The following is a 17,955-nucleotide window of genomic DNA, read 5'->3' as shown; positions in this document are numbered from 1 at the left end:
GTTGTTTTCGGCAATTCCCCATGTGATGTGAATGGATATCTTGGCTCTGACAGGAGGAAGCCATGACAAATACCGTTCTCATACTGGGGTCCACAGGCCGGTTCGGCCGAAATGCAAAGGCAGCGTTTCAAGATGCGGGCTGGCAGGTCCGCACCTTCGACCGCAAAACGCAGAGTTTGCAGGCGGAAGCCCAAGGCGTGGATGTGATCGTCAACGCGTGGAACCCGCAATATCCGGATTGGGAAAGACAGGTTCCAAAACTGCACAAACAGGTGATTTCCGCCGCAACGGAAACAGGCGCCACAGTTGTCGTGCCCGGAAACGTCTATGTTTTTGACGCCAACGCGCCAGGGCCATGGTCTGCGGACACACCGCATGGGGCAACGAACCCCTTGGGTCGTATTCGGGCCGAGATGGAAGACGCTTACCGTTTCTCGCAGGTTCGCACGATCATCCTGCGGGCAGGTGATTTCATAGATACCTGTGCCTCCGGAAACTGGTTCGATCAGGTTATTGCCAAGCCATTGCAAAGGGGTTGGATCACCTATCCGGGTGATCCGGACATTCCGCATTCCTGGGCCTATCTGCCGGATCTTGCAAGAACCGCGGTAGAGCTGGCGAAACGCAGGGCCAGCCTGCCCAGGTTCTGTGATGTGTCCTTTAAGGGGTATACGCTGACCGGTTCGGAACTGGCGAAGGCACTGTCGCGTGTGACCGGAACTCAGGTCCTTGTGAAGCCGATGCGGTGGTGGCCCATATATTTGGCCCGCCCGTTCTGGCGGCTGGCGCCGCATCTGATTGAGATGCGGTATCTTTGGAATGTGCCGCACAGTCTGGATGGATCTGCGCTGCGCGACTTGCTTGGGCGGATTCCGCAAACTGATCTGGATGTTGCATTGCGTAATGCATCGCCAGAGTTTCGTGTATCGCAATCCCCGTCATCGCACGCAGTCGGCGCCTGACGGGCGCACGCCTCAGGGTGCAGTCAGGTCGACCCAGACCAACCTGTGCCTGCTGGCGCGTTCTGCGGTTTTGCGAAGGGCCGAGTCTTCTGGTGGCCAGAACATCCCCGTCCCTGCAACCGTCAGATCCGAGGATGGCAACACATAGTCTACCCGCAGTTCGCCGACCCCTTTCCAGCGAACTGTGTTGGTGTCACCCTCACCATTGCGAGGGATCGGGTCCTGCAAGCGTGGATCGGCCAGCAGTTTCCGGATTTCGTCGCGATGACCCTCGCCACCTTCGGGGTCAAGATTGGCGTCCCCGGCAATGACAAACGGGGCGGTCGGTGCCGGTCCCAAATGCCCGTCCAGAAGCAGTGACCAGAACCGAAGCTCATCGCGGTTGCGCAATCCGTTGCGGTCTTCAGGGCCGTCGAAGACAGGTGGCGTGGCATGAAACGTGAAAAGGCGCAGTTTGCCGATCGGGGTGTCGACTGGCACGATCCAATGACCGGTCGATGACAGGCGTTGCACGTCTTGCGCCTGAGCTGAGGGAAATGGCCTTTCTGCCTGCTGTGGCAGTTGCGCCCCCGGCAGATCGCGCCATAGCAGCGCGGAGAAATCCAGCGTCTCGGACTGAATGATCTTGTATCGTGACAAGACTGCGAGCCCCCCGTGCCCCGTGAAACGCCCCCAGCCTTGTGCATCGCCGGGTCCTTGCGTTTCGCCATCTCCATCCAGATCGAACTCCGTTTCCAGTCCGGAATTGGGCAGTACCGAATAACTATGGGGGTAGTCGAGGCCTTGGATGCGCAATTGTTCGGTGAACGCAGTAAGGGTCAGGCCGTCCAGATCCCAGTCGATACCTTGCAAAGCCACGATGTCGGGGCGAACCGCGCCCAGAACCTCGACCACTGCCTGAACCTGATCGTCACCTCGCTTTATGTCGCGCAGCAAAAGGCCCGGACCTTCCCGGCTGAGTTCTGTGTTGAAAGTCGCGACGCGTACCGTCTCTGCCTGCGCTGCGAAGGGCAGCAACAACAGGACAAGGGCGCGGATCATGCAGTCTGCGTTGACTCGGCTGTGGAGTATGCGCGGCGCTTTTCGACGATCAGCCCGGCGATGCGCAGGGTCGCCATCCCCCGCATGATCATGCTGGCGGGCAGAAAGGCCCACGCACACATGGTCCAGATCAGCGTCTGCGGATTGCTGAGCGAGATGGGATTGGCAAAATCGGTCAATAGCTTGATCAGCGCGGGAATCAGGAACGGCAGAAGGATACCGATCGAGATATTCAGACGGCCATCGCGCTGCAGGCGGGTGACGACGTCACCGCCCTTGGTCGGGTCGAACAGCGGCAGATTGGTCCAGACATTGAACGCGCCGTTTCCTGTCGGCCAGCCGCGCAGCTTCACGGCATAAGCAAAGCTTGCAATTGTCACCAGGGCCGCGACATAGGCCACACTGGCGGTTGCCCGTACCAGTTCGATCATCGACTGCCCGGCGTCAGCAGGAAGCATCAGAACGATCAGCCGAACCGGTGAATATGGAAAGTCAGCCACGTTGGCTACAGCGAGGCCCATGGAATAGACCGCGCGTGTCAGCTCGGTCGGGGCGTACATGTTTTTGCAGATCAGCGTCAGAAACGTGACCATCGACAGCAATCCGACAAAGCGCAGCCGGTTTACCGGCGGTGCATCACGGAATTCAATGAAACTGGGGAAGGCAGAGTTGTATTCTGCAAAGGTCAGGAAAAACGCGAGGATCGCGAGAAAGACGACAATCTCGGTTCCGTTCGTCGAAGATATCGGCAGATATAACGCAGGGGTAAGCACCATCAGTGCCACCAGTATTCCACGTATCGCCGCCCCGGTTGTGCGCGCAATCAATATTCCGAACCCTTTCAAACTGGACTAGTCAGTTCTGTGCCGACTTCATTCCAACTTGTGCCTGCCGAGTGAGTCATCGGCGAATGCCTGTTTTGATGCAAGATGAACAAAACCGGTCAATCAGCTCAAGCCAAGGGGCAGAAAACACGTGCTTTCAGGCAAAATGATGGCGCAACTGGTGCGGGATTGCATCATTTTTGACGCAAATCCGACGTGTATGTCAAATTTATACCTACATGTTGTGGGCCGCGAGTTTTCAACCCCAAGAATGCGAGCGGGGCCGCCTTGGCGACCCCGTCAGGTTGAGTATCCCCAGATTCGTTTCCAGAATCAGACCCAGGGGCGGGACTGGCTGGCATGTTCCTCGAATCTGTCGATGTGATGGTCTTTTTCCATCGTCAGGCCGATATCGTCCAGACCGTTCAGCAGGCAATGCTTGCGGTGCGGGTCAATTTCGAACTCGATGACAACGCCGTCCGAGGTGGTGATCTGCTGATCTTCCAGATGCACGGTCATGCGGGCGTTTTCGCCCTTGTGTGCATCTTCCATCAGGATCGCGTGATGCTCTGCCTCGACCACGATAGGCAGGATGCCGTTCTTGAAGCAGTTGTTGAAGAAGATGTCGGCGAAGCTGGTCGAGATCACGACCTTGATGCCGAAATCCTTGATCGCCCAGGGCGCGTGTTCCCGCGACGAGCCGCAGCCGAAATTGTCACCGGCCACCAGAATCTCGGTGTTGCGGTAGGCGGGCTTGTTCAGGACGAAATCTTCGTTCTCGCCGCCATGATCGTGATAACGCATCTCGTCAAACAGCACGACGCCAAGGCCGGACCGTTTGATGGTTTTCAGATGTACTTTCGGAATGATCATATCGGTGTCGATATTGATCAGCGGCATTGGGGCGGCCACCCCGTGGACTTTTTCAAACTTTTCCATGTTCACACTCCTGCGGGAGAGGGCCGCGCCCATGCCCCGCGTTTAAGCTTCTTTCGCTTCTGTCGTTTCGTTTGGTGCGCCTTTGACGAAGAGCGCCATGAAGACCAGACCGAACCCGTTGAACAGCATCTCGATGCCAAGCAGGATGCCCAGCAACCGCAGCAGAACCGTTGGTTCCGCAGCCGCATAAGACCAGATGATGCCTGCCAGGATGATCGACAAGATCCCCGAAATCAGGGTCGGCCAGAAAAATGACGTTCCGCGCATCTGAACTGAAAGGATGATTCGGGCAATCCCGCCTGCCATGAACAGGATCAGAACAACCGTTGCCAGCGTCAGCGTACCTTCCAGCGGGTTGTCCAGGAAGGACCAACCCAGGAACAACATCACGGCCCCCATGATGAAGGACAGGATTTTGTTACCCGTTCCTTCAACCGAAAACCCCCCGGCAACCTGCAGTACGCCGGAGATCAGCAACAGCACACCCGTAACCAGTGTGACGGCAATTGACGCCACATAAGGCGCGCCCAGCACAAAGACGCCGAACGCTATGGACAGCAGCCCCAGCAGGAGCCATTTGACCCAATCACTCATTTCAGTCTCTCCCTCAAATATCTAGATATGAGGGTAGCTTACATCAGTTCACGGACGTCTGTCAGCCGTCCTGTGATTGCCGCTGCGGCAGCCATTGCCGGGCTCAGCAGATGGGTGCGTCCGCCCCGGCCCTGACGACCCTCGAAATTGCGGTTCGAGGTCGCGGCACAGCGCTCGCCCGGCTGCAACTGATCGGGGTTCATCGCCAGACACATTGAGCATCCCGCCAGACGCCATTCGAAACCGGCCTCTTTGAAGATGTCTGCCAGACCTTCTTCCTCGGCCTGAGCACGGACCAGACCCGAGCCGGGCACGACCATCGCGCGCATGCCGTCCTTGATCTTCTTGCCTTTCAGGATCGCGGCGGCGGCCCGCAGATCTTCGATTCGGCCATTGGTGCACGAGCCGATGAAGACGGTGTCGATTTCCACATCGCTCAGTTTCTGACCGGCTGTCAGGCCCATGTACTCGATCGAACGACGTGCTGCATCGACCTTGCCGCCTTCAAAATCCTCGGGGTGGGGCACTGTTGCGGTGATCGGCAGAACGTCCTCGGGGCTGGTGCCCCAGGTCACGACCGGCGCGATGTCTTCGCCACGCAGGGTGACGACCTTGTCGAAATGCGCACCTTCATCGGTGTAGAGCGTCCTCCACCAGTCCATCGCGGCTTCCCACTGCGCGCCTTTCGGGGCGTGCGGGCGGCCTTTGACATATACAAAGGTGGTCTCATCAGGTGCGATCAGGCCTGCGCGGGCACCGCCTTCGATCGCCATGTTGCAGACGGTCATGCGGCCTTCCATCGACAGATCACGGATCGCTTCGCCGCAATATTCAATGACATAGCCGGTGCCGCCGGCGGTGCCGGTCTCACCGATCACGGCCAGGGTGATGTCTTTCGCGGTCACTCCTGGTTGCAGTTTGCCAGTGATTTCCACCTTCATGTTCTTGGATTTCTTCTGGATCAGCGTCTGCGTGGCCAGAACATGCTCGACCTCAGACGTGCCGATGCCGTGGGCCAAGGCGCCAAACGCGCCGTGGGTGGCGGTGTGGCTGTCGCCACAGACGACGGTCATTCCGGGCAGGGTCCAGCCCTGTTCCGGGCCAACGATGTGCACGATGCCCTGACGAACGTCATTCACCGGGTAGTAGTGAATGCCGAAATCCTTGGCGTTCTTGTCCAGCGCTTCGACCTGAATGCGCGATTCCGGGTTTTCGATCCCGTTTACGCGATCCGGCGTGGTGGGAACGTTGTGATCCGGCACGGCAATGGTCTTTTCTGGCGCGCGCACCTTGCGGCCCGCCATGCGCAGGCCTTCGAACGCCTGCGGGCTGGTGACTTCGTGCACCAGGTGGCGGTCGATATACAGCAGGCAGGTGCCATCATCGGCTTCGTGCGCGACATGGGCATCCCAGATCTTGTCATAGAGTGTCTTGGGGGACATCGGTCCTCTCCCGTAAGTAATGAGAAATAGCTGGCGAGTTGGCTCAGGCGGCCGATAGGCGCGCCAGGACCGTGCGGGCAGCCCCGTAGAACCGTTCACGCAGACGCGCGCGGTCTTCCAGATTCTGAAGTTGGGCCACATTGAGTCTCATGCGGTTCAGATATAACGGCCACTCACGTCAATCAAGGTTCAATACCGGTGCAGTTCGCGTGCGGGCTTGCATCGCCTCGCACAGATCGCCAATCTGGCGGGCATGAACCAGGATTTGCTACCGGAAACGCTGTCCGAGCTTTACGCGAACATGACGGCGGCTTTTTCAGAACAGCTTGAAAATCTGATCGAATTGATCGTCACGCCGGGCTGGAGGCAGTACCAACTCGTCATCATCCTGTTCGTGTGGTTGTTGGCGTTCCTGCTGAAACTGCTGACACAGAGCCGGTGGGAGGCCTGGGCCCGCGCGCGCTCCGGCTGGCCGAAATGGCGACTGCGCATTCTGGTCCAACTGATGCGGCGCCTGACGCTCGTATATTTCACGCTGCTGTCCTGGGGACTTTATTGGGGGATGCAGCAGGCGACATGGCCCTCGCGCAGTTACATCATCGGTGTTTTTGCCACATTGGGCCTGGCCTGGCTGGCCATCGCGCTGGTCTCGCGGCTGGTGCGGAACCGAACGCTGCGGCAGATATTCAAGTGGTCCATGTGGGTCTATGCAACGCTGATTGCCCTGGGGTTGACCGATGATGTGGCCGGGTTCCTGGACGGGGTGGCGATTTCCATCGGCGATCTGCATATCTCGGCGCTTGGGATCATCAAGGCTGTCCTGCTGATCGGCATCCTGCTGACGCTGGCCCGGCTTGGAACGCGCGCGGCCGAGCGCGGGCTGAAAAGCAACGACGACATTACGCCCTCGATGCAGGTGTTGCTGGCCAAGGGCATTCAGGTGCTGCTTTACGGCGCGGTTTTCATGGCCGCGATCCGCACGCTTGGCTTCGACCTGACGGGGATCGCGCTGTTGTCCGGTGCGATCGGTGTCGGCATCGGTTTCGGGCTTCAGAAAGTGGTGTCGAACTTGATTTCCGGGATCATCATCCTGATGGACCGGTCGATCAAACCCGGCGATGTCATATCGCTGGGCGACACGTTCGGCTGGATCAATGCGCTGGGCGCGCGTTATGTTTCGGTCGTCACTCGAGATGGGCGCGAATATCTGATCCCGAATGAGGATCTGATCACCAATCAGGTGGTGAACTGGTCGCATTCTGACAAGTTCGTTCGGCTGGATCTGAAGTTCGGCACCAGCTATGGCGATGACCCACACAAGGTACGTGCCACGGCCATCCGGTCCGTTAAAACGGTGGCCCGGGTGCTGAGCGGCGGCTCGCACGAACCTGTCTGCCACATCACCGGTTTCGGCGACAGCAGCGTGGACTACGTGTTGCGGTTCTGGATCAGCGACCCGACCAAGGGGCTGACGAATATCCGGGGCAATGTCTACCTGGCGCTGTGGGACGCGTTCAAGGATGAGGGAATAACAATACCCTTCCCGCAGCGTGAGGTTCGCCTGCTTCCCGACGACGCAGACGCGCAACAACTCTCGAGAGAGTGAAAGGGCCAGGCGCCCTGAAATCGCCCATTCATTGAAATGTTGCATTCCCCTTGTTACCTTAATAGTACCCCAGCGCCGGGGTTTTGGCGGCGCGCAGCAAAGGAGGACTATGTCCTGTCTCTACATACACAGGCGGGTTTGCCCGCCGATGATGGTGCCAGCGTAATGGCCCACTCTCAGTCAATCAGCGACAAGCTGCTTGAACGCATCCTTTCCTCACTTTCCGATGACAAGGCCGAAGACGTCGTGCAGATCAACCTGCAGGGCAAATCGTCGGTTGCGGATCACATGGTGATTGCCTCGGGTCGGTCGACCCGTCAGGTCTCGGCCATGGCGGAAAAGCTGACGGATCGCATCAAGCAGGAATTCGGTTTCACCTCGAAGGTCGAAGGCAAGGATGCCGGCGACTGGGTGCTGATCGATACGGGCGACGTGATCGTCCATATCTTCCGTCCCGAAGTGCGTGAATTCTACCAGCTGGAAAAGATGTGGCTGCCTCAGGGCGGCAGCGCCTCGGCGAACTGAGGCGCCATCCCGGCCTGCATTAACTGGCCGGAGGCTAGAGAGACATGCGTATCAGCATAGTTGCGGTCGGGCGATTGCGCGCCGGACCGGAGAAGACCCTGCTTGACGATTATCTTACCCGATTTGACCGGACCGGCCGTGCGCTGGGCCTTGGTCCTGCGCGGGTGATCGAGGTTGAAGATAAGAAAAACGCCGGTATGGGCGCCGAGGGCGCGCTTCTGCGCAAGGCACTGCCCAAAGGGGCTGTAATCTGTACAATGGATGAGCGGGGACAGGTGTTGTCCTCTCCCGATTTTGCGCGGAAGCTGGGCAACTGGCGGGATACCGGGCGACAGGATCTGGCGCTGATCATTGGCGGGGCGGACGGAATAGATCCGGGTCTGCGCGCCGAGGCCGACTTTTCCATTTCCTTTGGGTCGATGGTCTGGCCTCACATGTTGGTCCGTGTGATGTTGGCCGAACAACTCTACCGGGCCGCAACTATTCTGTCGGGCGGCCCCTATCACCGGGTCTGACATGGCACAGCTTCTGATCATCTATCATTCACGCACCGGTGGTAGCCGCCAGATGGCCGAGGCTGCGGCAGAGGCGGGGCGGGCTGAGGCAGATGTGGTGTTGAAAACCGCCTGTCAGGCTGAGCCCGAGGACCTGCTGCGCGCCGATGGATACATCTTCTGCGGACCCGAGAATCTGGCGGCGATTTCGGGTCAGATGAAAGAATTCTTCGACCGCAGCTACTATCCGGTTTTGGGAAAAATCGAAGGCCGTCCGTATGCACAAATGATATGCGCCGGGTCAGATGGCCAAAATGCCGCCCGTCAGATCGCAAGGATCGCGACGGGATGGCGATTGAAAGAGGTGCAGCCCCCTTTGATTGTTTGCACCCATGCCCAGACGTCCGAGGCTATACTGGCCGAAAAGACCATCCCGGCCGACCAACTGGACAAATGCTCCGAAGTTGGGGCAGCCATGGCCGCCGGCCTCAGTCTGGGTGTGTTCTGATCGTCACTTCAACTGGACGATTGTCGTCTCGGCGTTCCAGCCGTCCACGCTGCAACGGGCCTGCACCTGAACCTGCGACGTGCCCGCCGGTATCGTGATGCCGCTCAGGGATCGCGTGAAAGGCTGCTCGGTCTCGTGTGGATGGTGCAGAACGCGAATACCAATCTGTTCGCCGTTCATGTTGAGAATACGCCAACCATCCGCGTAGTGATCCCAGCCGGTGTCAGGGTGACGGATGGTGACATCAAACCGCCACGTATCCCCGTTGCTGCTGGTCGAGACATTTTCGATCACGGGCGGGTCGGCGAGGGCTGGCGCAGCAAGGAGAAGGTTGAGAATCAGGTATCGCATGGTCCGAAGCTACGGTTTTGTAAGCGGATTGTTAATCACGTCTGTGTGTCTGTCTGACCGGTTGTCAGTGCAATGTGAAGAGCTGATCGGTGTGACCGTGCGTTTGGACGGTACTGATCATGTGGGGCCGAAGCGGCCACCAGATGAATGCTTGTCAGCCCTCCCTTTTGGTAATATTATTTTACCAAAAGGGAGGGTTCGCCATGGAAATGCCACTGCCTGATCCGGACGTGATTTCACGAAAGCACAGGATCACAATGCGCCTGCAACAGGTTTTGCCAAGCGATGCGATCATTCACGATCAGGCTGAAACCCGGGCCTATGAATGCGACGCCCTGACGGCATACAGGTGCCCTCCGATGCTGGTGGTTCTGCCATCTACCACGCAAGAGGTTTCGGAGGTTCTGCGTATTTGCCATCAGGAAGGCGTGCCGGTTGTGCCGCGTGGTGCGGGGACGTCTCTGGCCGGAGGCGCCCTGCCAACCGCCGACTGTGTCATTCTGGGCGTCGCACGTATGAACGATGTGCTGGAGGTAGACTACGACAACCGTTTCATCCGGGTGCAGACGGGCCGAACGAACCTGAGTGTTACCGGTGCAGTCGAAGACAATGATTTCTTCTATGCCCCGGACCCCTCATCGCAACTGGCCTGCGCGATTGCCGGTAATATCGCAATGAATTCGGGTGGGGCGCATTGCCTGAAATATGGGGTGACGACCAACAACCTGCTGGGCGTGAAGATGGTAATGATGGACGGCAGCGTGGTCGAAATCGGCGGGGCGCATCTGGATTCAGACGGACTGGACCTGCTTGGCGTCATCTGCGGCTCGGAAGGGCAATTGGGTGTCGTGACCGAGGCAACGCTGCGCATCCTGCGCAAACCGGAAGGCGCCCGGCCTGTTCTGATGGGTTTTGACGATAACGAAGTCGCCGGGCAGTGCGTGTCCGACATAATAAAGTCAGGCATTCTGCCGGTGGCAATCGAATTCATGGACCGTCTGTGCATTCAGGCCTGTGAGAACTTTGCCAAAGCCGGGTATCCGGATTGCGAAGCCCTGCTGATTGTCGAGGTCGAAGGATCCGAGGCCGAGATCGACAGCCAGTTGTCGAAGATCGTCGAGATCGCCAAACGTCACAACCCGGTCGAACTGCGCGAAAGCCAGTCCGCCGAGGAAAGCGCCCGAATTTGGCTGGGGCGCAAATCGGCCTTTGGCGCGATGGGGCAGATGAACGATTATATGTGTCTCGACGGCACGATCCCGGTTTCATCGCTTCCAAAAGTGCTGCGACGTATCGGCGAGATGAGTGAGGAATTCGGACTGCCTGTCGGCAACGTGTTTCATGCAGGCGACGGCAACATGCATCCGCTGATCCTGTTCGATGCCAACAAACCGGGCGATCTTGAGAAATGCGAAGCGTTCGGTGCCGAAATACTGAAGCTATGCGTCGATGTCGGGGGATGTCTGACCGGCGAACACGGGGTCGGAATCGAAAAGCGCGATCTGATGAAGCATCAGTACGGGGCGCAGGATCTTGAAGCGCAGATGGCGGTCAAGGATGTGTTCGATCCGAACTGGCTGCTGAACCCGGCCAAAGTGTTTCCACTGGATGTTTCGGCGACGCGCCGAATTGCTGCGGAGTAGGGGGCACTGCCCTCGTCACGCGATCGCCCCGAGGATTTTGGAACAGAAGAAGAGACATGAGACCTGAAACAGAGGCCGAACTGGCCGAAATGGTAGCCGGGCTGGCGCAGCCGGTGCGAATTGCCGGGGGAGGTACCCGAGGTGTGACCGGGCCGGATGCGGACCTGAGTGTGACAGGATTGCGCGGGATCACCCTCTATGAGCCTGGTGCGCTGACATTGGTCGCCCGGGCCGGAACTTCGGTAGCGGATATCAATGCCGCGCTTGATGCCGAAGGCCAGAGGCTTGCGTTCGAGCCGATGGATCATCGCGCGCTGATGGGCACAACAGGCGAGCCGACAATAGGGGGCGTGGTTTCTGCCAATGTCTCGGGGCCGCGCCGCGTGCAGGCGGGGGCGTGTCGGGACTTTCTTTTGGGCGTGCGCTATGTCGGCGGTTTGGGGCAAGTGATCCGAAACGGTGGCCGGGTGATGAAAAACGTTACCGGATACGATCTGGTCAAGCTGTTGGCCGGGTCGTGGGGGACGCTTGGCGTGTTGACCGAGGTCTCGCTGAAAGTTTTGCCGCGCTCGGAAAGTTCGGCAACTCTGGTGTGGAGCGGGTGCGACTGGTCACAATCCCTGAAACTGTTCAGCGAGGCGCTGGCGTCCCCTTTCGAAGTCACGGGTGCCGCGCGACTGCCGGGCGGATCACAGATGAAACAAACAACGTCCGAGACGGTCATTCGTATTGAAGGGTTCAGCGATTCAGTTGCGTATCGGGTTGGCAAACTGGCAGAAATGTTCAACCATCAAAAGCCCGACCGAATAGTGACCGACGCTGCGGAAAACGAGGCGATCTGGAAGGCTGTTCGTGATGTCGAGCCCTTCGCAGACACTGCGGGAAATGTCTGGAAAACGTCCGTCAAGCCGACAGACATGCTGCGCGTCGTAGACCAGCCGGGCTGCACTCATCTTCTGGATTGGGGCGGAGGGCTGATCTGGACGCTTGCGCCCGAAGGGGTCGATCTTCGGGCCGCGCTGGCCGAGGTTCCGGGGCATTCCACGCTTGTTCGGGGCAACGATGCTGAAATCGCACGGTTTGGTCGTTTTCAGCCCGAACCTGCAGGGGTGGCCGCGCTGACGCAGGGATTGCGACAGCGGTTTGACCCGAAGGGTTTATTCAATCCGGGCCTGATGGGGTAGGGTAATGCAGACAACTTTTTCCGAAGAACAGTTGCAGGATCCCGCAATCCGAAGGTCCAACGACATCCTGCGGAGTTGCGTGCATTGCGGTTTTTGCACTGCGACCTGCCCGACATACCAGGTTCTGGGGGATGAGCTGGACAGCCCGCGCGGGCGTATCTACCTGATCAAGGACATGTTGGAGAACAATCGCGTTCCGGACGAAAAGACCGTCAAACACATTGACCGTTGTCTGTCCTGTCTGGCTTGCATGACCACCTGCCCGTCGGGCGTGCATTACATGCATCTGGTCGATCACGCGCGCGAGTATATCGATACGAACTACAAGCGCCCCTTCATGGATCGTGCACTGCGCTGGATGCTGGCGCAGATCCTGCCTTACCCGATGCGGTTCAGGTGGGCTTTGATCGGGGCAAAGCTGGGGCGGCCATTTCGCTTTCTGATGCCTGATGCGCGTTTGCGTGCAATGCTGGATATGGCACCAAAACACATCCCGCCAGTGAGCCGAAACGATGATCCGCAGTGCTTTGAGTCCAAGGGCGAACGCAAAAAGCGCGTGGCGTTGATGACAGGTTGCGCACAAAAGGCGCTGAACACCGATATCAATGACGCCACAATCCGCCTGTTGACCAGATTGGGGTGCGAGGTCGTGGTCGCCGATGGCGCCGGTTGCTGTGGAGCGTTGACCCATCACATGGGCAAGACGCGCGAAAGTCACGCTTCTGCCGCGACCAACATCCGGGCCTGGACGCGCGAGATGGACAGCAAGGGGTTGGATGCCATCGTCATCAATACATCGGGCTGCGGGACCACCGTGAAGGATTACGGTCACATGTTCCGCAACGACGCGCTGGCTGCGGATGCGGAACGTATATCTGCAATTGCCATGGATGTGAGCGAGCTTCTGATGCAGCTGGATCTTCCGGAAAGTGATGACCGGGGCATGAGTGTGGCGTATCACGCGGCCTGTTCGCTGCAGCACGGGCAAAAGATCAAAACCTACCCCAAGGATTTGCTGAAGCGCGCAGGTTTCACCGTGTCCGAGCCGGCTGACAGTCATCTGTGCTGTGGCAGCGCCGGAACCTATAATCTGTTGCAGCCTGAAATTTCGGCCCAGCTCAGGCAACGCAAAGTGCGGACACTGGAAGCGAAAAAGCCCGATGTGATCGCCGCCGGAAATATTGGGTGCATGATGCAGATCGGGTCGGGAACAGGTACGCCCGTCGTGCACACGGTCGAGTTACTGGACTGGGCGACTGGCGGCCCAATGCCCAGGGCCTTGCAACAAAGCCGAACAGCCGACGGCGGTGACGTACCCATTCTGAAGTAATCGCGGTTGATGCAACGCTGCTTCAATTGCGATGGAAAAACCCCGACTGGGCCTGCGCCCTATTTTCGCCGCACCGTTTGCGTAACAAACTGTCTTTAGCAATACCGGAGACATGCGTGCGAAACTGGATCAGGGCCATAGCGTTTGCTGTGTTGCCAATGGCAGCCATGGCGCAGGACACGGGGCTGAAAAGCCTTGAGACTTCGGATTCCGGGCGCGAGTGGATGGCCGTCGGGCGGTTGGATATCGCCGGTACCGGTTTTTGCACCGGGACACTGATTGCACCCGGACTGGTTCTGACTGCAGCACATTGCCTTTTCGACAAATCGACGCGCCGTCGGATTGACCCCGCGTTGATCGAGTTTCTCGCTGGTTGGCGCCTGGGCCGCGCATCGGCGTACCGCGCTGCCCGGCAGGTCGTAATCCACCCAGAATACCGTTTTGACGGCGGAACCCCGTCAGAACGTGTCCGGCATGATATCGCGCTGATCGAGTTGTGGCAGCCGGTCCGGAACACAACGGTCATTCCTTTCGAAACTGGTGAACGCCCTGTGCAGGGCGAAGAAGTGGGTGTTGTGTCCTACGCACAGGACAGGGCCGAGGCGCCATCCCTGCAGGAGGTTTGTTCTGTCGTGACCGGGCAGGGGGGTGTTCTGGTGATGTCCTGCGACGTGGATTTTGGCGCTTCAGGCGCGCCGGTGTTTTCCTTTGCTGGTAATCGTCCCCGCATTGTCTCGGTCGTTGCGGCCAAGGCGATGATGGGCGGCAAGAGCGTCGCGATCGGTACGGCGGTTGAGGATGCGCTGCAATTGCTGCGTGCAGAACTGTCGGCGGGGCGCGGATACGGCTCTAAAACCGGTGATTCAGGCAAAAACATCGGGGCAAGGTTCGTAAGGCCATGATCAGGTTTCTGCTGTTCTTCCTGTTTTGCCAGTCCGTTCTGATCGGTTCAGCATCCGCCCAGACATCAAGCAAACGCACGCTGGTGGACCGCGATGATCTGTATGGATGGGAAGCGGTCGGACGATTGGATTTGGGGTCGCGGTCGTTTTGTACCGGAACGCTGATTGCGCAGGACCTGGTGCTGACGGCAGCGCATTGCGCCCTGGACAAGAAAACCGGCAAACCTTACCGGTCTGGCGAGGTGGTTTTCCGCGCCGGGCTGAGCAACGGCAATGCGTTGGCCGAACGCAACGTGGTGCAGATCGCCGCCCATCCCGCCTATGGCGCGAATGAACCGCTTTCGCCTGAAGCGGTTCGCGCCGACGTCGCGCTCATGCGTCTGGAAAAGCCAATCCCTTACACGATTGCCGATCCCTTCGCCTTGCATGGCGGGCAAATTCTCAACAAGGAAATCACCATTGCCTCATACGGGTTGGGCCGGTCCGAGGCGATTACGCGCGAACGATCATGCCGAATTCTGGAACGACGTCTGGGTCTGATTACCTTTGATTGCGATATTACCTTTGGGTCATCCGGTTCGGCCATACTGGCGAAAAATGGCCCGCGCTGGCAGATCCTGTCCGTGGTGTCCGCCGTCGGAGTCTATGACGGAAAAAGGGTCGGATTTGGTATGGAACTGGCCGGCGTCGTGTCCGAACTCAAGGCGATCATGCGGCGGGATGCGCCGCAACCCAAGGCCTCGATCCGCCGGTTGCAGGTGGGATCGGGCAAGTCCAGCTCTGGTGCGAAATTCATCGGTGCTGGCGGGTCTTGAACTCGGCGAAATCGCTACCCATGTGAATTGTGCCGGATCGCCACAACGGGGTTCGGGAAACATCACCGCCCGTCCGAACGGAGGGCAACAAATCGTGAATCGCTCAAACATGAGGATACGACACATGCGTACATTTGATTTTGCACCGCTGCACCGCGCCACCATCGGTTTCGACCAGATCGCCGACATGATGGACCGCGTTCTGACCAACGACGTGGCTCAGCCCAGCTACCCGCCCTATAACATCGAAAAAACCGATGCCGACACCTATCGGATTTCCGTCGCTGTCGCCGGTTTTTCGGAAGATGACCTGTCGGTCGAAGTGAAGGAAAACGCGCTGATCGTCGCCGGTAAGAAAGTCGCCGAAGACAAACAGCGCAGCTACCTGCACCGCGGCATCGCCACCCGCGCGTTCGAGCGCCGCTTTGCCCTGGCCGACCATGTTCGTGTCACCGGTGCCAGCCATGAAAACGGCATGCTGAACATCGACCTGAAGCGCGAAGTGCCTGAAGCACTGAAACCGCGCCGGATCGAGATTTCTTCGGCGAAAGCCATCGAGAAGGATGTGGTCGACGCCAAGGCCGTGAACTAACGCGCCTGAAGATCCTGCGACGGTCTCCTCCTCCCGGACCGTCGCAACACCCGCCCCGCGTTCCTCCAGACGCGGGGCGTTGTTTTTTGTCCGAAAATTTTCGCAAAGTAGATGGAGCAGCCAACTGGCGGCGGTGTCAGTCCACCGCGTTCTTGAAGATGATTCCGTCCTTCATGATCAGATCAAAGTTAGCATTCGGGTCGGCCACAAGGTCCAGATCATCAAGCGGGTTGCCGTTCACTAGGATCAGATCGGCATAGGCTCCATCGGCAATTATCCCCAACTCACCCTGTTGGTATGGATGGCGCGGACCAGATAGTTTGAGCAATTGCGCATTGTCATGGGTGGCCATCTTAAGCGCTTCAAAAGGCGTAAACCATTTGCCGAGCTTGGCCAGGAACTTACCCTGTTTTTCCGCAGTCTCCGGGTCAAAAAGCATGTCGGTACCAAACGCGATATTGACACCAATCTCTTTGGCTAAAGGGTAAATTTTATCAGTCGCATCAGTGACTTGTATCCATTTTTTTGTGCTGAATGGATCATCGAAAACGAACGCGTCTTCGTCGTTGAGCAAGGGTTGAATGCTTAGCCAGACGCCCTCATCTTTCATCATTTGAAGGGTCTCTTCACTGACAAGGAAACCGTGTTCGATTGACTTGACACCAGCCCTGATGGCTGTCTGCGTCGCACGGTCGGTAAAGATGTGAGCTGCGACATAAGTGTTCCAAGTCTCGGCCACGTCTACAATCGCTTCCATTTCTTCCAACGTGTATTCTTGAACATCCAGTGGGTCGAAAACAGAGGATACTCCTCCGCCCCCGGCGAACTTCAACTGTACCGCTCCCATGCGCAGCACCTCACGGCTACGTTTTAGGAGATCGGGAACACCATCCGCCACAAGAAGAAGCGAATTTCTGTTCCAGTATTCCAACGCATCGCCGGGGTTGGTTGGTGTCGATTGAAGTGCACGGTAGTCAAAGTGACCAGACGTTTGGCTAATCGGCGGACCAGAGGGTAAAATACGGGGTCCTACAAGCTCACCACGGTCGATCATTTTTTTAATGGTGAATGGGTTACCACCTACATCACGAACTGTGGTGAACCCACGCATCAAAGTTTTTTGGGAACCTAAGGCACCTCGGATGGCGACTTCAGACATGTCGCCAGCTACAATTGTTGCTTGCGGGGCATAGGCATAAGACGTGTGCCAGTGTGCATCAATCAGACCAGGGATCATTGTACGTCCGCCGCCATCGATGATTTGCGCGTTGGCAACACTGAGAGTTTCAGTCGATACAGCCGTTATCAAGTTGCCGGTAACGACGACGTTCGCGTTCTCAATCAGAGCTTCGTTCTGACCGTCAAAGACGTTCACGTTCGTAAACAAGATCGGCGTCGCATCTGTTTGCGCTTGGGCTGCTCCGCCCAATAACGCCAAACAAGCAAGAAGCATTTTCATTCAAAGCACCTCAATTCACTGGGGTCAGGTAAGAACTTCAAAGTGATCAAGACATAGCTCAACCTGCGCAGAAGCATACTGAAATTTTGCAACTGTTAGTACCTTGGTCAGTTTCGCTTTTGCCTGATTTAAAGTCCTATAGGCTAAGGTGTCTATGGTGCTGGCACTGCGCCTGAAATCGTACGACTTTTGAAAGGTCAGCGTGTATTTTGCTGAACCGCCACATGCTTCGCGAATGTTTGGGTTCGACGGTCGTTTCTTAACGTCAGGAACGCTCTATCACTGGGGGTGCTGAAGGATTGTCCTGAGTCGATACTTTGTACTCGACGTCGCCCCAGCAACTACTGTCGGACTGGAAAACTTGTCTCCGCAAACGGAAATCGGAAAGATATTTGCAGTCTTTTTCCTTTTTGTTGAGACTGGTTTTTTAACCCCGAGTACAGCCCAGTTTGCAAGGGCACCACTCCGAAACTGCAAAACAGGAAATACCTAGCAAATAATTTAGCGCTTTCCGCTCAAAGTAGGCTTCAATCCATAAAACCCGCGCAAGTTCCCCGCGGGGGTTTCAGGCATTGTTAGGCTGGCAATCAATTCCCAGCAGTGACTGATCCCATCGACCAGAATATCGTCTCGCCCGAGGCATCGTGCACCCCATCATTCTGGGCCATTACCAAAGCTACGCCAGCGGGCACGACAGCCAGACATTCGATCTTTTCCAGTATGAACCAACGATCGAGGTTAGTT

General features: G+C 57.7%; 20 protein-coding genes. 12 read left to right on the top strand and 8 right to left on the bottom strand.

Annotated features, from left to right (window positions below; translation table 11 throughout):
* Positions 1-62: 62 nt before the first annotated feature.
* Complete coding sequence (locus tag ACR3EQ_RS12700) at positions 63-962, top strand: Rossmann-fold NAD(P)-binding domain-containing protein (protein ID WP_480490827.1); 900 nt, start codon at positions 63-65, stop codon at positions 960-962.
* Between the two features lie 12 nt (positions 963-974).
* Here ACR3EQ_RS12700 and ACR3EQ_RS12695 read toward each other — a convergent pair whose 3' ends face one another.
* The 6 genes from ACR3EQ_RS12695 to ACR3EQ_RS12670 all read right to left on the bottom strand — a co-directional run bounded on the left by ACR3EQ_RS12695 (position 975) and on the right by ACR3EQ_RS12670 (position 5,941).
* Complete coding sequence (locus ACR3EQ_RS12695) at positions 975-2,003, bottom strand: endonuclease/exonuclease/phosphatase family protein (protein ID WP_480490825.1); 1,029 nt, start codon at positions 2,001-2,003, stop codon at positions 975-977.
* Positions 2,000-2,830: a hypothetical protein gene (locus ACR3EQ_RS12690; protein WP_170615584.1), complete on the bottom strand. Its 831-nt coding sequence runs from the start codon at positions 2,828-2,830 to the stop codon at positions 2,000-2,002. The genes ACR3EQ_RS12695 and ACR3EQ_RS12690 overlap by 4 nt, the downstream gene beginning before the upstream one ends.
* Before the next feature lie 330 nt (positions 2,831-3,160).
* On the bottom strand, positions 3,161-3,766 hold the full coding sequence (gene leuD, locus ACR3EQ_RS12685; RefSeq protein WP_170615582.1) for a 3-isopropylmalate dehydratase small subunit: 606 nt from the start codon (positions 3,764-3,766) through the stop codon (positions 3,161-3,163).
* 42 nt (positions 3,767-3,808) lie between these two features.
* Positions 3,809-4,360, bottom strand: a complete 552-nt coding sequence (locus ACR3EQ_RS12680) for a DUF308 domain-containing protein (protein ID WP_170615580.1) — start codon at positions 4,358-4,360, stop codon at positions 3,809-3,811.
* Between the two features lie 38 nt (positions 4,361-4,398).
* The gene (leuC, locus tag ACR3EQ_RS12675; RefSeq protein ID WP_170615578.1) at positions 4,399-5,802 is read right to left on the bottom strand and encodes a 3-isopropylmalate dehydratase large subunit; all 1,404 of its coding nucleotides are present in this window, start codon (positions 5,800-5,802) and stop codon (positions 4,399-4,401) included.
* A 43-nt stretch (positions 5,803-5,845) separates the two neighbouring features.
* Positions 5,846-5,941 (bottom strand): isopropylmalate isomerase, encoded by a 96-nt coding sequence (locus ACR3EQ_RS12670; protein WP_480441683.1) that lies wholly within the window; start codon positions 5,939-5,941, stop codon positions 5,846-5,848.
* Between the two features lie 114 nt (positions 5,942-6,055).
* On the opposite strand from ACR3EQ_RS12670, the gene ACR3EQ_RS12665 reads away from it, so the two are divergent.
* The 4 genes from ACR3EQ_RS12665 to ACR3EQ_RS12650 all read left to right on the top strand — a co-directional run bounded on the left by ACR3EQ_RS12665 (position 6,056) and on the right by ACR3EQ_RS12650 (position 8,935).
* Positions 6,056-7,408, top strand: a complete 1,353-nt coding sequence (locus ACR3EQ_RS12665) for a mechanosensitive ion channel family protein (protein ID WP_480441685.1) — start codon at positions 6,056-6,058, stop codon at positions 7,406-7,408.
* A gap of 165 nt (positions 7,409-7,573) precedes the next feature.
* Entirely contained in the window at positions 7,574-7,933 is a 360-nt protein-coding gene (gene rsfS, locus ACR3EQ_RS12660; protein ID WP_058276550.1) for a ribosome silencing factor, read from the top strand.
* Between the two features lie 44 nt (positions 7,934-7,977).
* On the top strand, positions 7,978-8,448 hold the full coding sequence (rlmH, locus tag ACR3EQ_RS12655; RefSeq protein ID WP_170615576.1) for a 23S rRNA (pseudouridine(1915)-N(3))-methyltransferase RlmH: 471 nt from the start codon (positions 7,978-7,980) through the stop codon (positions 8,446-8,448).
* Between the two features lies 1 nt (position 8,449).
* On the top strand, positions 8,450-8,935 hold the full coding sequence (locus ACR3EQ_RS12650) for a flavodoxin family protein (protein WP_170615574.1): 486 nt from the start codon (positions 8,450-8,452) through the stop codon (positions 8,933-8,935).
* A gap of 3 nt (positions 8,936-8,938) precedes the next feature.
* On the opposite strand, the gene ACR3EQ_RS12645 is transcribed toward ACR3EQ_RS12650, so the two are convergent.
* A complete protein-coding gene (locus ACR3EQ_RS12645; protein ID WP_170615572.1) occupies positions 8,939-9,286 on the bottom strand; it encodes a hypothetical protein in 348 nt (115 codons plus the stop codon).
* 203 nt (positions 9,287-9,489) lie between these two features.
* Here ACR3EQ_RS12645 and ACR3EQ_RS12640 point away from each other — a divergent pair, with 203 nt between their 5' ends.
* The 6 genes from ACR3EQ_RS12640 to ACR3EQ_RS12615 all read left to right on the top strand — a co-directional run bounded on the left by ACR3EQ_RS12640 (position 9,490) and on the right by ACR3EQ_RS12615 (position 15,752).
* Positions 9,490-10,929: an FAD-linked oxidase C-terminal domain-containing protein gene (locus tag ACR3EQ_RS12640; protein WP_480490822.1), complete on the top strand. Its 1,440-nt coding sequence runs from the start codon at positions 9,490-9,492 to the stop codon at positions 10,927-10,929.
* 56 nt (positions 10,930-10,985) lie between these two features.
* Positions 10,986-12,113: an FAD-binding protein gene (locus ACR3EQ_RS12635; protein ID WP_170615568.1), complete on the top strand. Its 1,128-nt coding sequence runs from the start codon at positions 10,986-10,988 to the stop codon at positions 12,111-12,113.
* A 4-nt stretch (positions 12,114-12,117) separates the two neighbouring features.
* The gene (gene glcF, locus ACR3EQ_RS12630) at positions 12,118-13,443 is read left to right on the top strand and encodes a glycolate oxidase subunit GlcF (protein ID WP_170615566.1); all 1,326 of its coding nucleotides are present in this window, start codon (positions 12,118-12,120) and stop codon (positions 13,441-13,443) included.
* A gap of 116 nt (positions 13,444-13,559) precedes the next feature.
* Positions 13,560-14,345 (top strand): trypsin-like serine peptidase, encoded by a 786-nt coding sequence (locus tag ACR3EQ_RS12625; RefSeq protein ID WP_321250447.1) that lies wholly within the window; start codon positions 13,560-13,562, stop codon positions 14,343-14,345.
* The gene (locus tag ACR3EQ_RS12620; RefSeq protein WP_480490820.1) at positions 14,342-15,160 is read left to right on the top strand and encodes a trypsin-like serine peptidase; all 819 of its coding nucleotides are present in this window, start codon (positions 14,342-14,344) and stop codon (positions 15,158-15,160) included. The genes ACR3EQ_RS12625 and ACR3EQ_RS12620 overlap by 4 nt, the downstream gene beginning before the upstream one ends.
* Before the next feature lie 124 nt (positions 15,161-15,284).
* Positions 15,285-15,752 (top strand): Hsp20 family protein, encoded by a 468-nt coding sequence (locus tag ACR3EQ_RS12615; protein WP_480490818.1) that lies wholly within the window; start codon positions 15,285-15,287, stop codon positions 15,750-15,752.
* Between the two features lie 136 nt (positions 15,753-15,888).
* Here the strand turns inward: ACR3EQ_RS12615 and ACR3EQ_RS12610 are convergent, their stop codons facing one another.
* Complete coding sequence (locus ACR3EQ_RS12610; protein ID WP_480490816.1) at positions 15,889-17,211, bottom strand: metal-dependent hydrolase family protein; 1,323 nt, start codon at positions 17,209-17,211, stop codon at positions 15,889-15,891.
* Positions 17,212-17,509: 298 nt separating this feature from the next.
* Here ACR3EQ_RS12610 and ACR3EQ_RS12605 point away from each other — a divergent pair, with 298 nt between their 5' ends.
* Complete coding sequence (locus ACR3EQ_RS12605; protein ID WP_480491779.1) at positions 17,510-17,704, top strand: ion channel; 195 nt, start codon at positions 17,510-17,512, stop codon at positions 17,702-17,704.
* The last annotated feature ends 251 nt before the right edge of the window (positions 17,705-17,955 follow it).

The organism is Ruegeria sp. AN11 (assembly GCF_056536005.1).
This window is presented reverse-complemented; position numbering and strand designations above follow the sequence as displayed.

Coding starts and splice junctions, on each gene's coding strand:
- ACR3EQ_RS12700 (WP_480490827.1), top strand. CDS start 63: ATGACAAATACCGTTCTCATACTGGGGTCCACAGGCCGGTTCGGCCGA.
- ACR3EQ_RS12695 (WP_480490825.1), bottom strand. CDS start 2,003: ATGATCCGCGCCCTTGTCCTGTTGTTGCTGCCCTTCGCAGCGCAGGCA.
- leuD (WP_170615582.1), bottom strand. CDS start 3,766: ATGGAAAAGTTTGAAAAAGTCCACGGGGTGGCCGCCCCAATGCCGCTG.
- ACR3EQ_RS12680 (WP_170615580.1), bottom strand. CDS start 4,360: ATGAGTGATTGGGTCAAATGGCTCCTGCTGGGGCTGCTGTCCATAGCG.
- leuC (WP_170615578.1), bottom strand. CDS start 5,802: ATGTCCCCCAAGACACTCTATGACAAGATCTGGGATGCCCATGTCGCG.
- ACR3EQ_RS12665 (WP_480441685.1), top strand. CDS start 6,056: ATGAACCAGGATTTGCTACCGGAAACGCTGTCCGAGCTTTACGCGAAC.
- rsfS (WP_058276550.1), top strand. CDS start 7,574: ATGGCCCACTCTCAGTCAATCAGCGACAAGCTGCTTGAACGCATCCTT.
- rlmH (WP_170615576.1), top strand. CDS start 7,978: ATGCGTATCAGCATAGTTGCGGTCGGGCGATTGCGCGCCGGACCGGAG.
- ACR3EQ_RS12650 (WP_170615574.1), top strand. CDS start 8,450: ATGGCACAGCTTCTGATCATCTATCATTCACGCACCGGTGGTAGCCGC.
- ACR3EQ_RS12645 (WP_170615572.1), bottom strand. CDS start 9,286: ATGCGATACCTGATTCTCAACCTTCTCCTTGCTGCGCCAGCCCTCGCC.
- ACR3EQ_RS12640 (WP_480490822.1), top strand. CDS start 9,490: ATGGAAATGCCACTGCCTGATCCGGACGTGATTTCACGAAAGCACAGG.
- ACR3EQ_RS12635 (WP_170615568.1), top strand. CDS start 10,986: ATGAGACCTGAAACAGAGGCCGAACTGGCCGAAATGGTAGCCGGGCTG.
- glcF (WP_170615566.1), top strand. CDS start 12,118: ATGCAGACAACTTTTTCCGAAGAACAGTTGCAGGATCCCGCAATCCGA.
- ACR3EQ_RS12620 (WP_480490820.1), top strand. CDS start 14,342: ATGATCAGGTTTCTGCTGTTCTTCCTGTTTTGCCAGTCCGTTCTGATC.
- ACR3EQ_RS12615 (WP_480490818.1), top strand. CDS start 15,285: ATGCGTACATTTGATTTTGCACCGCTGCACCGCGCCACCATCGGTTTC.
- ACR3EQ_RS12610 (WP_480490816.1), bottom strand. CDS start 17,211: ATGAAAATGCTTCTTGCTTGTTTGGCGTTATTGGGCGGAGCAGCCCAA.